At 67.4% G+C, this 13,824-nt stretch carries 15 protein-coding genes; 8 read left to right on the plus strand and 7 right to left on the minus strand.

Going from position 1 to position 13,824, the window contains the following annotated elements; translation table 11 throughout:
- Positions 1-8: 8 nt before the first annotated feature.
- Both AC1DF4_RS15170 and AC1DF4_RS15175 read right to left on the minus strand, forming a co-directional pair.
- The gene (locus AC1DF4_RS15170; protein ID WP_476913656.1) at positions 9-623 is read right to left on the minus strand and encodes a hypothetical protein; all 615 of its coding nucleotides are present in this window, start codon (positions 621-623) and stop codon (positions 9-11) included.
- Positions 624-631: 8 nt separating this feature from the next.
- Entirely contained in the window at positions 632-898 is a 267-nt protein-coding gene (locus AC1DF4_RS15175; RefSeq protein WP_476913657.1) for a hypothetical protein, read from the minus strand.
- Positions 899-1,159: 261 nt separating this feature from the next.
- Between AC1DF4_RS15175 and AC1DF4_RS15180 the strand changes: the two genes are divergently transcribed.
- On the plus strand, positions 1,160-2,020 hold the full coding sequence (locus tag AC1DF4_RS15180) for a pullulanase X25 domain-containing protein (protein WP_476913658.1): 861 nt from the start codon (positions 1,160-1,162) through the stop codon (positions 2,018-2,020).
- A gap of 212 nt (positions 2,021-2,232) precedes the next feature.
- Positions 2,233-3,027, plus strand: coding sequence for an alpha/beta fold hydrolase (locus AC1DF4_RS15185; RefSeq protein ID WP_476913659.1), 795 nt, complete (start codon positions 2,233-2,235; stop codon positions 3,025-3,027).
- A 362-nt stretch (positions 3,028-3,389) separates the two neighbouring features.
- Here the strand turns inward: AC1DF4_RS15185 and AC1DF4_RS15190 are convergent, their stop codons facing one another.
- Complete coding sequence (locus AC1DF4_RS15190; protein WP_476913660.1) at positions 3,390-5,183, minus strand: glycoside hydrolase family 13 protein; 1,794 nt, start codon at positions 5,181-5,183, stop codon at positions 3,390-3,392.
- A gap of 165 nt (positions 5,184-5,348) precedes the next feature.
- Complete coding sequence (locus AC1DF4_RS15195) at positions 5,349-6,632, minus strand: mechanosensitive ion channel family protein (RefSeq protein ID WP_476913661.1); 1,284 nt, start codon at positions 6,630-6,632, stop codon at positions 5,349-5,351.
- A gap of 191 nt (positions 6,633-6,823) precedes the next feature.
- On the opposite strand from AC1DF4_RS15195, the gene AC1DF4_RS15200 reads away from it, so the two are divergent.
- Positions 6,824-7,540 carry a hypothetical protein gene (locus tag AC1DF4_RS15200; protein WP_476913662.1) on the plus strand — a complete coding sequence of 239 codons (717 nt, stop codon included), beginning with the start codon at positions 6,824-6,826 and terminating at the stop codon, positions 7,538-7,540.
- A 4-nt stretch (positions 7,541-7,544) separates the two neighbouring features.
- Positions 7,545-8,357, plus strand: coding sequence for a hypothetical protein (locus AC1DF4_RS15205; RefSeq protein ID WP_476913663.1), 813 nt, complete (start codon positions 7,545-7,547; stop codon positions 8,355-8,357).
- Positions 8,358-8,369: 12 nt separating this feature from the next.
- On the opposite strand, the gene AC1DF4_RS15210 is transcribed toward AC1DF4_RS15205, so the two are convergent.
- The 3 genes from AC1DF4_RS15210 to AC1DF4_RS15220 are packed head-to-tail and all read right to left on the minus strand — an operon-like array spanning position 8,370 to position 10,925.
- On the minus strand, positions 8,370-9,632 hold the full coding sequence (locus tag AC1DF4_RS15210) for an ABC transporter permease (RefSeq protein ID WP_476913664.1): 1,263 nt from the start codon (positions 9,630-9,632) through the stop codon (positions 8,370-8,372).
- Positions 9,633-9,636: 4 nt separating this feature from the next.
- Positions 9,637-10,608 carry an ABC transporter ATP-binding protein gene (locus AC1DF4_RS15215; protein ID WP_476913665.1) on the minus strand — a complete coding sequence of 324 codons (972 nt, stop codon included), beginning with the start codon at positions 10,606-10,608 and terminating at the stop codon, positions 9,637-9,639.
- Positions 10,609-10,661: 53 nt separating this feature from the next.
- Positions 10,662-10,925 carry a YegP family protein gene (locus AC1DF4_RS15220; protein WP_476913666.1) on the minus strand — a complete coding sequence of 88 codons (264 nt, stop codon included), beginning with the start codon at positions 10,923-10,925 and terminating at the stop codon, positions 10,662-10,664.
- Between the two features lie 202 nt (positions 10,926-11,127).
- On the opposite strand from AC1DF4_RS15220, the gene AC1DF4_RS15225 reads away from it, so the two are divergent.
- The 4 genes from AC1DF4_RS15225 to AC1DF4_RS15240 all read left to right on the plus strand — a co-directional run bounded on the left by AC1DF4_RS15225 (position 11,128) and on the right by AC1DF4_RS15240 (position 13,818).
- On the plus strand, positions 11,128-11,433 hold the full coding sequence (locus tag AC1DF4_RS15225) for an acylphosphatase (protein ID WP_441407068.1): 306 nt from the start codon (positions 11,128-11,130) through the stop codon (positions 11,431-11,433).
- 195 nt (positions 11,434-11,628) lie between these two features.
- Positions 11,629-11,964, plus strand: coding sequence for a cupin domain-containing protein (locus tag AC1DF4_RS15230; protein WP_224048753.1), 336 nt, complete (start codon positions 11,629-11,631; stop codon positions 11,962-11,964).
- Between the two features lie 56 nt (positions 11,965-12,020).
- The gene (locus tag AC1DF4_RS15235) at positions 12,021-13,373 is read left to right on the plus strand and encodes a diacylglycerol/lipid kinase family protein (RefSeq protein WP_476913667.1); all 1,353 of its coding nucleotides are present in this window, start codon (positions 12,021-12,023) and stop codon (positions 13,371-13,373) included.
- A gap of 76 nt (positions 13,374-13,449) precedes the next feature.
- On the plus strand, positions 13,450-13,818 hold the full coding sequence (locus AC1DF4_RS15240; RefSeq protein WP_476913668.1) for an alpha-hydroxy-acid oxidizing protein: 369 nt from the start codon (positions 13,450-13,452) through the stop codon (positions 13,816-13,818).
- Positions 13,819-13,824 lie beyond the last annotated feature (6 nt).

Raw genomic sequence — 13,824 nt, forward strand, 5'->3', positions numbered from 1 at the left:
CGGGAGCGTCAGGGGCGCTGCACCGGCGGGCCTGCCGGGGCACGCGAGGCACGGGTGATCCACCAGCCCAGCGCCGCCATGGCCAGCCCGATCGGAATCCCGTACGGCGGCAGGCCCGCGTTGAAGCCCAGGAACCCGGCCACAACGAATGCCGCGGCGGCCCAGGCCGGGAACATGCCCGCCCGCCAGCCTGCGATGCCAAAGATGATCCAGCCCAGGGCAAACAAGAGGTAGCTGGACAACCCGCCGACCGCCAGCATCCCGGACCCTCCCGCAAGGATGGCCTGCGGCGCCGTTTCGGCGATCCAGGGCCCGGCGAAGCCGTCGAACCACATGTTCCCCGCCATATCCATGGTGCCCACCAGTGCGGCACAGAAGGCGAAGACGCCCAGGCCGCCGGCGCTGTCCGCGCTCCTGAAGTAAACGGCCACCAGTGCGAGAACCAACCCGACAAAGACGACAAAGTAGAGCGCGTTGGTGACGATAAACGGCATCTGGCGCATCATCGCAATCCGGTCGAGGCTCCTGTCGGCGGCGAGCAGGCGGGCAAGGTCCACGGCGGCGAAGCTGAGGCCGGCAACCAGGGCAATAGGCCCGGCGGCGTTGGTGAGCGGTGACGACACGATTCCTCCTAGGCAGTGGGTCGGGGGACAGCGGCGGCGAGTTGTCCAGGCCCGGCGTCGACGGCGGATGCGGGCGCCGTTCGCCAGCCGCTCTGGCCTATGAGAATGGTGCCCAGGGCCGCAACGCTGAGCACCAGAAGGTAGATGGGCAGGAATTCCATCCGAGGCATCAGCCCGGCAGCGTAGAGCGGCCAGGAGGACCAGGAAATCGCGAAGGCCAGAACAACGAATGCCGAAAGGCGACGGCGCTGCAGCCAGGCCGTGTAACGAGGCATGACGGCTCCCCGGGATCAGGACGTATACGGCCCAGTGTGCCCCCGCCGGCGTCCGGACGCCAGCGGTTGCCGTCCCCGCGGCCCGGCAGGGGGACATCGCAGCCAAAAGCTACTCGCGGGTACCCCGTCACAGGCCTCTCGCCCCGACCGGAATGGGGTGTAATAGTGGGTCACGACACACAGAGTTAACAGTTTTTACTCGCGGAAACGCATCCATCCTTGGCAAAATGCAGGTGGATCAATTGCTTCTAGAGGAGACCCATGGGCGCGAACACTGCCGAAAACACCAACCGACGACTGAAGGCCGTGCTGGAAGTTCTGACCGAGGGGGTGTGGACGGAGGAGAAGCTGAACGCCGGAGCGGTGCTGGGCGAGGCGATCGCCCGCGTCCCGCTCAACGAGTTCGAGCGTGAGCTGCTGAGCGGCGGAATTCCCCGCGGCCACAAGACGCTGACCACCGCCACCGCGAAGCTGGTCAAGGCCGGCTGGCTGGTCAAGGGCCGTGCCGGCTGGACCATCACCGAGGACGGCCAGCGCGCCACCGTTGCGTTCGCTGATCCTGCCGCTTTCGCCGCAGCGCTCGACGCCGGAACCCCCGTTCCCGCGGACACCCCGCTGCCGTCCGCGTCCGCCGGGAAGCCTGCCGCGAAGGCCGCTCCGAAGGCCGCCAAGGTTGCCGAAAAGGTTGTCGGCAAGGCTGCCAAACTGGTCGAAGAGGCCGTTGCCCCGGTCGCCAAGTCAGTCCGCAAGCGCAAGGCCCCGGTTGCTTCGGCGCCCGTCGAGGCTCCAGCAGCTGCGGCGCCAGTCACCGTCGAGACTATTGACCAGCCTGAAGCAGTCGCCGTGGCAGGGGACTTCAACGTCCTGCTGGGCGCGCCAGCCAACTGGGCCCCGCAGTACGACGAATCCCAGATGGAACTGGACCTGGTCGATCAGCTGTGGAAGATCGCGGCAGACCTCCCGGCCGGTACCTACAGCTTCAAGATCGCACTGAACCGGTCCTGGGATGAGAACTTTGGTGCCTTTGGTGCGTTCGACGGCGCCAACCACGAGGTGCACCACTCCGGCGGCCAGTTGGTCATTCACTACGACCACCGGACCCGCGACATCGTCTTCGCGTAAGCGCCGACACGCACCCTTCTCGCCGACGCGCAAAAGACCCTTCGACACCGGTATTCGGGTGTCGAAGGGTCTTTTGCGTGGCGCGGGCAGGATAGAGCGTCGCGGGCGGGTTTGCGCGTCGTGACAAGGCAGCTCGCCGGTTCGGGGCTCCCCGGACTTCGGCGTCCAGAACCTGCCTGCCCGGCACCCGCTCACCGGCCTAGCATTGGCTTATGGAAACCGTCGAGGTTGCTGGGTTGCGGATCGCATATCAGCGGGTTGGCCACGGCCCGCCGGTGGTCCTGTTCCACGGGGCCGGCGAGGACAGCAGGATCTGGCGTCCGCAGCTGGAGGGACTCTCGGATGACTTCACGGTGTTCGCCTGGGAAGCTCCCGGGTGCGGCCAGTCCGAAGACCCCGCCCAGGATTTGTCCGCCGAAGACCTCGGTGACCTCACAGCCGGATTTCTGCGTGCTGTCGTGCCGACGAAGCCGCACCTTCTAGGGCTGTCGTGGGGCTCCATGGTGTCCCTGGAATTGTATCGCCGGTATCCCGGGATTCCCGCGTCCCTGGTCCTGGCCTCCGCCTCTGCGGGCTGGGCGGGCTCCCTGCCGCCCGAGGAGGTGGAACGGCGGTACGCCCAGGTGCTGGCCGAGATCGATCAGCCTCCGGAGAAGTTCATCGAGGACTGGCTGCCGACGCTGTTCACGGACAAAGCCGATCCCGCCGTGGTGGCCGAAGTTGCCACGATCATGGCCGACGTCCGCCCGGCCGGGATGCGGGCCCTGCTCTCCGCCAGCGGCCGGGCCGACTACCGCCCGTTGCTGCCCACCATCACCATTCCCACGCTCCTGCTGTACGGCGCGGACGACCAGCGGTCCCCGCTGAACGTCGCCCACGAGCTGCACCGACAGATCCCGGGGTCGAGGCTTGCGGTGATTCCCGACGTCGGACACCTCGCTCCGATGGAAGCGCCCGCCGCCTTCAACACGGAAGTGCGGACCTTCCTCCACAGCATCGCCGGCTGAACCAGCACGCCGGCTGAGCGTCGTTCGCGCTCAGCGTGCTAGAACCGTGTCGCTAGAACCGTGTCGGGTCCGGCCGGGGCGGGACCGGGCCGGGGTCGGGAATCGGCAGCGGACCCGGTGTGGGGAACGGGCCGGGGGTTGGTGCGGGGCCAGGTTCCGGAATCGGCGCCGGCGGCGGGACCGGCCCGGGCTCCGGGGGAAACGGATCCCCGGGCTGGGGCTCCGGTGTGGTGGGCCCGGGTTCCGGCGGAAACGGCTCAGGTTCGTGTGGCGGTGGAATGGTCATGCCAGGCTCCCTCACTCTTTGTGGATGGTGCGTATTGCGCCGGGTTGCCTCCGGCGGATTACGGTCCTGCCCGCGTTTACCCGCCGGACCGCGCTGCTCCGGCGCGGAAGACCTTCAACTCCCACGGCCGCAGGTGCAGCCGGGACACCGCGGCGTCGGCGGTGTAGTTGCCCAACACCAGTTCCGCGCTGCCCCAGGCGAGCGGCACGTCGGCGTCGTCGAGCGTTACCTCCTGGTCCTGGCCGGAGAAGTTACCCAGCACGAGCAGCCGGGTGTCCGGCAGCGAGCGGACAAAGGCGTACACGTGCTCGTCCCGTGGCAGCAGCATCGTGAAGTCCCCGTGGGAAACCACCGGCTCGCTGTGCCGCAGCGCGATCACCTTCCGGTAGAAGCTGTACACCGAGTCCGGATCGTCCACCTGCGCGGCGGCGTTGATGTGGTTGGCGTTGGGGTTGACCGCGATCCAGGGCGAACCGGTGGTGAAGCCGGCGTGCCGCGAGGCGTCCCACTGGACCGGGGTGCGCGCGTTGTCGCGGTTCAGCGGTGCCAGCGCGGCGAGGACCTCGGCGTCGGTGTGGCCCAGATGGGTGGTGGCTTCGCGGTGGTGGTTGAGGACCTCGATGTCGCGGTAGTCGCTGATCGCACCGAACGTCATGTTGGTCATGCCGAGTTCTTCGCCCTGGTAGACGTAGGGCGTGCCGCGGTGCAGGTGCAGGATGCCGGCGAGCATCTTCGCGGAAAGTTCACGGTACCGGCCGTCGTCGCCGAAGCGCGACACCGCCCGGGCCTGGTCGTGGTTGCCCCAGTAGAGGCTGTTCCAACCGCGCTCCGCCAGGCCCGTCTGCCAGTGCCCCAGGGTCCTCTTGAGGTCCGTGAGCTTGAGCTTCTTGGGCCGCCACTTGTTGCCGTCCTCCTGGTCCAGGGCCACATGCTCGAACTGGAAGACCATGTCCACCTCGGCCCGCGCGGGGTCGGTGAACAGGACGGCCTCGTCCACCGTGACGCCGGGCATTTCGCCGACCGTGAGCAGCTGTCCGGGGCGGCCCGCGAAGACTTCCCGGTGCATCTCCTGCAGGAACTCGTGGATCCGCGGGCCGCCGATGTAAAACGGTGTGCCGTCGCCGTACAGCATCCCGGCGGCGATGGGCCCGTCCGGCAGGGCGGTGTCCTTGGAGATGAAGTTGATGACGTCCATCCGGAAGCCGTCCACGCCCCGGTCCAGCCACCAGTTCATCATCTCGTAGACCGCTGCCCGGACCTGCGGGTTTTCCCAGTTCAGGTCCGGCTGCGTCCGGGAGAAGATGTGGAGGTAATACTCGCCGGTGGCCTGGTCGAACTCCCAGGCCGGGCCGGAAAACACCGAACCCCAGTTGTTCGGTGCCACGTTGTTGGAGCCAGTGCCGGGACCACCGGCGGAGCCATCAGAGGCATCCCCGCGCGGCGGCCGCCACCAGTACCAGTCCCGCTTGGGGTTGTCCTTCGAGGACCGCGATTCGACGAACCAGGGGTGCTCGTCCGAGGTGTGGTTGACCACCAGGTCCATAACCAGCTTCATGCCCCGGGCGTGCAGTCCGTCCGTCAGTTCCTGCAGGTCCTCGAGGGTGCCGAAAAGCGGGTCCACATTGCGGTAGTCGCTGATGTCGTAGCCGTTGTCGTCCTGCGGGGAGGTGTAGATCGGGGACAGCCAGACGACGTCGACGCCGAGCCGGTGCAGGTAGTCCAGCTTGCTGATGATGCCGCGCAGGTCACCGATGCCGTCCCCGTTGGAATCCGCGAAGCTGCGCGGATAGATCTGATAAACGACGGCGCTCTGGAACCAGTCGCGGGCAGGAGCTTCAACGGATTCTTCAGTGGGCTGTTCTACCGTCATCGGAACTCCTCAGCTGGTCCAGCAGGCTCGTCGGCCAGCGCCGACGCTGACCCACCAACGTCTGATTATTGAACAGTTCCCGCAGGCAGGGAAGCCCCCGACGGCGCCATGGGGACGGCGTCCGTCCGGCGGCAACTGCGCCCGGTGCAGCCGGCTGGCAGCCTCCTAGTTTTGAGAGGCGATGCTCTTGTCCCGGTCCTCGAACACTTCCTCGCCCGGGCCGGTGAACGCCTTGGAGCGCTGGATCGCCTCGATCGATCCGGTGAACAGCTGGGAGTCATGCGGATCGGCCGGGTGCCGGGTGGGCTCATCCGCGGCGGAGACCTTGCCGGGCCGCGTGGCGGCGTTCGAACCAGACGTGGCGGACGAAGCTGAGGCACCCGTCGTCCCGGACCCCAGCGAAGCAGCACCGAGCGACTCGAGCCGGACGTGTGGGAGCGCCGTCGGGTGTTCCTGCTGCAGGAACAGCACCAGTTCCTCGCGGATCAGGCAGCGCAGGTCAAAGAGCTGGGCGCTGTCCGCGGCGCTGACCAGGATGCGGACCCGGACAAAGCCGGCGGTCGCGTCCGTGATCTGCAGGATGCCCACGCGTTCGTCCCAGAGTTCGGTGGTGGCCAGGACCTTTTTGAGCTCGGCGCGCATGTCTTCCACCGGGGCGCGCCAGTCGAGGTCGAACTCCACGGTGCCCATGACCTCGGACTGCCGCCGGGTCCAGTTCTCGAACGGCGTGGTGGTGAAGTAGGTGGAGGGCAGGATCAGCCGCCGGTCGTCCCAGATGTGGACCACCACGTAGGTCAGGGTGATCTCCTCGATCCGGCCCCATTCCTTCTGCACCACCACCACGTCGTCCACCCGGATCGCGTCAGTGAAGGCGAGCTGGATGCCGGCGAAGACGTTCACCAAAGAGGTCTGGGCGGCGAGGCCGGCCACGATCGAGATCACGCCGGCGGAGGCCAGCAGCCCGGCGCCGAGGGCCTGGATTGCGGGGAAAGTGAGCATTGCGATGCCCAGCGCCACGATGGCGATCAGGGCGACGCCGATCCGCCGGGCCAGGATTACCTGCGTGCGGAGTCTGCGGGCACGGCGGTTGTCCGCCACGTCCACCCGGTAGCGGGTGAGCACCAGGGTCTCGATGATGAGGAGCACGGCGATGGCCAGCCAGGCGATCGACCCGATGAGCGCGATCTGCAGCGCGTGGTCCACGTTGCGCCGCCATTCGGCATCCTCCGTGGTCAGGCCCAGGGCGATCCGGACGCCGATGAGGCAGAGCGCCAGGCGCAGCGGCAGCCGGGCCACCCGGGAGGTCTCGCGCAGGGCCGGCTGATTGCGGTTGAACCGGAGCACAATCCGGCGTAGCAGCCAGGAGGCGAGGAGCCCGCCGGCCACCGCGAGGGTGACGGCGAGGATGGGGGCCAGGAAGGGCATGGCGGGATCGAGGACGTCTTGCATTACTTAAGCTCTAGCAAGCTTCCACGGCCAACTGAAATCGGCGGGATGTCATTGTGGGAAGCATCACGGCCGGCGATCCCCTGGCCGGCGGACTCGCACAGCCGCGAATCCAAGGGTCCAAAGGCCCTAGTTTCCCCGCGGGAAGCACCGAGAATTGACCAATCACTGAATATTCCCAGGGGGAGGGTGTCATGCGCCCAGCCGCATCGTTGGCCACAGTCATTTCCGCGTTCTGCGCGGCGGCACTACTGGCAGGGTGCGGGTCACCGGCACCGGCACCGGCCCCCACCAGTTCTCCGCCGCCATCGACGGCCACCGCCACCGCGTCGCCGGCCGCGACCGGCTCGTCCGCCGCCACCGTCCCGGCGGGCTGGAAGACATTTACGACGTCGGACGGCACCCTCGCGTTCGACTACCCGGAGTCGTGGACCATCAAGGACCCGGCCGACGAACCCGCCGAGGGCGGCGTCGCTGTGGATCTGGTGAGTGACTACGGCAAGACCATGGCCACCCTGCGGACCAACATTGCCACTGGTGCCGAATGCACGGTGAAGTTCCCCTTCATGGTGTACGACACCGAGCCCGTCCCTGCGCTGGCCCAGGGCGGAGCGACGCCGCGGTTCGTCTACGAGGGCCGGACCGGCCCCGAGACTGGTGATCCGGCGGGGTCCCTCAGCCTGGCCTACGGCATCACCTCAGGGCCGGAGCCCACCGGGGACACCGCCTGCCCGATTTCCCAGATCTTCACCTGGCCGCCCAGCGGCGCCACGTTCGGCGGCGTCTATGACCCCTTCGACACCATGCCGGGCGGTCCCCAGAACGTGGACACCCCCGAGGTGTACATGGACACCGCCGAGTACAAGAACGTCAAGCAGGCGATCACTTCACTGCGGCCGGCCGGAAAGTAGGGACGTGAGGAAAGCGGCAGGATCATCCGGCACGGCGCAGGACGCCAAGGTGCGCGCCGGCGCCAGCGCCGCTGCCGGGACGGCCCTCGCTCTGGTCCTGCTGCTGACGTCCTGCGGTCTGGTGCCGGGGCCGTCGGACGGAAGCGGTGCGCCCACGGCCGCACCGCCCACGGCGTCGGGCGCAGCGCCGAGCGCCTCGCCCACTGAAGGGACGCCGTCGTCGGGCTGGAAGACGTTCACGACGACGGACGGCGCCCTCTCGTTCGACTACCCCGCGGGTTGGACGGTCAAGGATCCCGGCGGGGCGCTCGGCGGGGAGTTCGTGGACGTGCTCAATGCCGGGGGGAAACCCCTGGCCGGCCTGCGGACCAACATCGTCACCGGTGCCGAGTGTGTCGGCAAGAGCCCGTACCAGGTCTATGACACCGAGCCGATGGTGGCTCTGGCCGAAGGCGGCGGCGCCGACGGCGGGGTGCCCCGCTACGTGTTCGAGTCCCGGGGTGACGACCCTGATGCAGTGGCCACGAAGTCCACTATCGCGGCCTATGGCATCACCATGATCCCCGAGGAGTCCGGCGATCTGGCGTGCCCGATGTTCCATCTGTTCTTGTGGCCGCCGAGTGGTGCCTTCTTCGGTGGGACCTACAACCCGGAGAACAATGCCACGCCGGGTGATGCCGCGCTGCCGTACCTGGAGAAGGCCAAGCTGTACGCGTCCACCCCGGAGTACCAGGACATCCGGAAGATGATCACGTCGCTGCGGCCGGGACCCACCTCTACCGCTTCGGCCGGCACCGGCACCCCGTCAGGGAAGTAGCCGGAATTCCCGTTAGCGGCCCGCCGTCGTCGGGGGCTCATCAGCGACGGTGCGCCGCGAGCCTGACCTGAGCGCCGTGCGGACGTTGACCTTCGAGGTGTAAGAGATCGAGCCGTACTGGAACAGCCGCACGGCGACGCGGAGCATCACGGCGGCGCCTACGCAAAGGATCGCGATCACGATTCCCGCCTCCAGCAGGCTCAGGGAGCCGAAGCCGTTCCGCAAGAGCGCGGTGACCGGGGCGGAGAACGGGAAGAAGGTGAAGATCTGCACGATCACGGACTGCGGATCGGAGATCACCAGCGACACGGCGTAGAACGGCACAAAGATCAGCGCCATCATCACGCCCATGAAGTTGCCGGCCTCCTTGGCGGTGGGCATCACGGCGCCGATGGCCACGAGAGTGGTGGTGAACAGGGCGAAGCCGCCAACCAGGATCAGCAGTCCGATGGTCATCCGGACCGGGTCCAGGACCAGCGGGGGCAGGTCCAGGGAGGTCAGGCTGAGCTCCTCGGGGAAGAACAGCCTGCCGATCACAATGGGGGAGAGGAACACGAGCATCTGCACCAGACCGATCCCGAACAGGGCGATCACCTTGCCCGCGATGAGGGTGGTCGGTTTGAGGGTGGTCAGGATCATCTCGGTGACGCGGTTTTCCTTCTCCTCCAGCGTGGAGTTCAGCATCTGCCCGGCCAGGAGCACGATCAGCCCGTAGAAGATGACCAGGAACACCATCGGCGGAATCACCGAGCCCAGGCCGCCGGATTCCTTCGTGCCGTCATAGGTGACGGTCTCGATCTTCACTTGGCCGGCTGCGAGGGCGGACAGCTGCGGCGAGCCGATCTTCTGTTCGACGGCGTGCGTCAGCATGGCCTGCGCGACGGCGGCGTACTTGCCGTTCTGGAAGATCCCCTGGTCCGCGCCGTAGACGCGCACTGTGGTCGATTCGGGCTGGGCCGGGTAGTCGAAGAATGCGTCCACGGCGCCGGACTGCACGGCCTGGATCCCGGCGTCGGGGGATTCTGCGGGGGTGGCGCCGAAGAGCGCGGCGTCCGCGGGGGTGATCAGCCCGGAGGCGTCCGTGTAGGAGATGCTGAACTGCGCGCTTTTCTGCGCTTCGGCGGCGGTGTCCGTGGTGGTGTTGCTGAGGAAGATCAGCCCAAAGACCACGGCAATGATGACCGGGACGGACAAGGTACCAATCCAGAACCGACCCTTGGTGACGGTGCGGATGAACTCGAAGCTCAGGACGGTGCCGAGGTTGTGCTGCGCCACGGCACTACGCCCCCTCCCGGCCAGGGGACGGTGCGGGGGTGGCTGGGCCGGGGTTGCCTGGTCCGGGGGTGGGAGGCTTGTTCTGGTCGCCGTAGACCCGGATGAAGATATCTTCGAGGGAGATCTTGGTGGTGGTGAAGCTCCGGACGGTCACGCCGGCGTCGATCAGGTCCTTGAGTATGACGGCCTCGTCGGTGGCGTCGGTGATGGAGAGCTCCGAGTAGTTGGTCTCCTCGAGCATCGCCTCGTAATGGGGTGAGCGGGGGATGGGGCCGCTGTGCCGGATCCGGATGATGCGGCCGCCGTACTTGTTCTGCACTTCGTCGATGGTCCCGTAGGCCTCGGCGGTGCCGTCCTTGAGCAGGATGACCCGGTCGCAGAGCCGCTCCACCTCCTCCATCTGGTGGGTGACCATGACCACGGTGGCGCCGCCCCGCTTCTGCTCGGCGATGATGTCCATCAGCAGGCGCCGGTTGACCGGATCGAAGCCCTTGGTGGGTTCGTCCAGGATCAGCAGCTCGGGGTTGTTCATGATGGTGACGCCGAGCTGAACCTTTTGCTGCTGCCCGCTGGAGAGCTTGTCCAGCACGGTGGAGGCGCGGTCCGCGAGCGCCACCCTGTCCAGGTACTCGAGCGACCATTGCTTGGCGGTGCGCCGCTCCATCCCCTTGAGCCGGCCGAAGTAGGTCATGATGTCGATGACCTTTTCCTTCTTGTAGAGCCCGCGCTCTTCGGGAAGGTAGCCCAGCCGGTCGCCGTGCTCAGGCTTGAAGTCCCTGCCATTGATGTGAAGAGTCCCGGCGGTGGGCTCATAGATGCCGAGCAGGGCCCGGATGGTGGTGGTCTTGCCGGAGCCGTTGCTGCCGAGGAAGCCGAAGGTCTCGCCGGCGTGCACGTCGAAGGACAGGTCGCGGACCACGGTGGTGTCGCCGAAGTCCATTCGGAAGCCGCTGATGTGGACCCGTGCTTCGTCCATTGCGGCTCCCGATTGCGCCGGGCTGCCTGCCCGGAGTGGTGCTGGTTTGCCGCCTAGACGGCGGGGATATGCCGGTGCCGGCGATGCGCCGGTTTTGGCACGCCCGCCCTGGTGGTGCCGGTACCGCCCCAGGCGTTGGAGCGGGCTTCCTTGATCAGGCCGGTCCCGGCGCATTCGCGGACTGCCATGATGCCGTCCGCGGCGGCCCGCTTGTCCTCAAAGGCCCTGGATATCGCCAAGACGGTACCGTCGGCGCCGAGGAGCCGGAAACGGACGTTGGCCTCAGCGTCCGTAAAGATCTCGAATTGTCCTGCCATCTTTGTTGTCCTTTCGGGCAATGCAGCACGGCGGGAGGGTGAAGCACTTCCATGTGCCATGCCGTTTTCTCGACAAGTCCCCACAGTGCACCCGACCATCCTTACGGCTGCGCTCTGCGGAAGGTAAGGGGCGAAGGTCCCTATGTGGAAAGCGAACAGTTCCTCTGGCGGTGGCCTCCGGAGTGGGCGCTAGATTGGGAGCATGGCTGAGCTTCCGAAGGGCGATTCCGGCGAGTGGGTCCGGCTGACGGCGCGGGTGGACGGTGTGGTGCAGGCCGTCGGCTTCCGCTATTGGACCGTGCGCAAGGCCGAGGAGCTGGGGCTGACCGGCACGGTCCGGAACAACAGCGACGGTTCCGTGGGCATCGCCGCGGAGGGGCCCCAGTCGGTGGTGCTGGAGTTCCGGCGCTGGCTGCGCTCGCCGGACGCGCCCGGGCGGGTGGAGAACGTGGACGAATCGATCTCCCGGGCCACGGGGGCGTTCAGCAATTTCCGGGTGGTGTACTGAGCGTTAGCAGGCTATCCGTGCTCCTCTTCGCACGGGACATGCCCCGCCTCCGCCCCGGCCAGTGGACTGACTCCCGCTATGCCCACTCCTGGGCCTGAAGAATGGGCATGTCCCACGGGCCGGGTGGGCAGGCGCCGGCCGTTACCGGGGCAAAGGACCCTCGGCAGCGGGCACGATTCTGAGTAGGGTGGCCCCATGCAGAAGATATCGCTCGATGCGCTTGCCCGTCAGCAGATTGCGGCTGCGGTGGCGGCACCGAGCGGACGTGCTGCGGATACGGCGTTTGGCGGACATGAGAAGACGCTCCGCCAGACGGTGATGGCGTTCCGGGCGGGGACGCAATTGAGCGAGCACCAGAACCCGGGCGAAGCCACCGTGTTTGTGCTCCGCGGCTGCGTGCGGCTTAGGGCCGGCAAGGAATCCTGGCAGGGGAAGACCGGGGACCTGCTGATTGTGCCGGACGGGTTGCACAGCCTGGAAGCTGAAGAGGACTCGGCGATCCTGATGACCGTCGCGAAGATCAAGACCTGACGGCCGGGCCTCGGTCGGTGCGATCGGCCGGGGCTGGACACGGCAAGGAGCCAGCTATGACTGTCGTTCCCTTCGAAGAGGTCCCGTCGACCCGGCGGTGGTGGGCGCGGGCCGCCTACCTCGCGGTGGTGTGCGCGGTGTTGGTCCCGCTGACGGCGGCCGGTGTGGCGGGCATTGTCGCGCTGCTCCTGACCGGTGCCGGCGCCGTCGTCGTGACCGTGGCCGGAATCTACTGGTTCCTCATCAGCCGCGGATTCCTGCGCTGGTGTGCGCTGGCGCTCGCGGTGCTCGCCCCGCTGGTGGTCGTGTTCCTGTACGTCCAGGCGGGCCTGCTGTTGGAGGTCATGATCGCCGTGGGTCTGGTGTTTGTGGCGGTGGTCTGTGCCCGCGCGGCCCTGCGGGAACCCCGGACAGGATCGAAGATGACCGAGTACCCTGCTCCTGCCTGGCGGCATCCCTTCCTGGTGATGAATCCGCGCAGCGGCGGGGGCAAGGTGGTGAAGTTTGACCTGCAGCGAAAGGCTGAGGAACTCGGGGCCGAGGTGGCGCTGCTCGAGGGACCCGGACAGGTGGATGTGGATGCGTTGGCCCGGCAGGCGGTGGAACGGGGAGCCGACCTGCTCGGCGTCGCCGGTGGTGACGGGACCCAGGCGCTGGTGGCCGGCATCGCGGCCGAACATAACCTGCCCTTCCTGGTGATCAGCGCCGGCACCCGCAACCACTTCGCCCTCGATCTGGGCCTGGACCGCGAGGACCCGACGGGATGCCTGGACGCCCTCCGCGACGGGGTGGAACTGCACGTCGATCTGGGCAAGATCAACGGGCGCACCTTCGTCAACAATTCCTCCTTCGGGGTCTACGCCGAGGTGGTGCAGAGCCCGGAGTATCGCGACGACAAGACCGGCACCGTGCTGCAAATGCTCCCGGACCTGATCAAGGGCGACAAGGGGGCTCGGTTGCGCGCCCAGTTCGACGGCACCACCGTGGACGGGCCGCAGGCGGTGCTGGTCAGCAACGGCCCGTACGGAAGCCATGATCTCGCGGGCCTGGGCCGCCGCACCCGGCTCGACCGCGGCGTGCTCGGCGCGGTGGCACTCTCCGCGTCCAGTACCCGTGAGGCCGTCGGGCTGCTGCGCCGGGCGACGAAACGCGGACTGGTGCAGCGGGCCGCCGTGGAGGTGGTGGTCGACGCCGATGTGCCCGAGATTCCCGTCGGCGTGGACGGCGAGGCGCTGATGCTTCCCACACCGGTGCGGTGCACGGTGGAACCCGCCGCTCTGCGGGTCCTGGTTCCGCGGAAGCGTCCGGGCGTCCCGCCCGCCCAGCCGGCGCTGGACCTGATCCGGCTACGCGAACTGGCCTGGGGGCGTCGGGCGGCATTGTCTGTCGCGGAGGCTGCGCGTGGCTAATAGCTCGGAAGGGCTAGTTGCACCTCGTCCATAGTTGCAGCCATACAAGCAGGCGCGTTTCGGGATCGTCAGGCCAATGCCGAAGAGCGGCTGCACACCCGGATTGAGGTCGCCGATATCCCGAGCGGAATCCCGGCAACGGGTGGGCGGCTCGATCGAGATGTTCGTGGACTCGGGCATCCGCCGGGGAAGCGACATCCTCAAGGCGCTGGCGCTGGGCGCCGATGCCTGCTCGATCGGCAGAGCCTACCTGTACGGGTTGGTGGCGGCGGGCTCGCCCGGCGTCGGGCGCATCATTGAGATCTTCGCGGACGAGCTGCGGCGTACGATGACGTTAGTGGGCGTTTCCAGCATCTCGGAGTTGAAAGCTCGAGGCGGGGAAATTCTGCGGGACATCCGTCATTCGGGAGAGATTGAAACCACAGCGTCAGGCAACACTCATTGAGGAGTT

The sequence above is a fragment of the Arthrobacter sp. 05N429 genome, assembly GCF_056397045.1.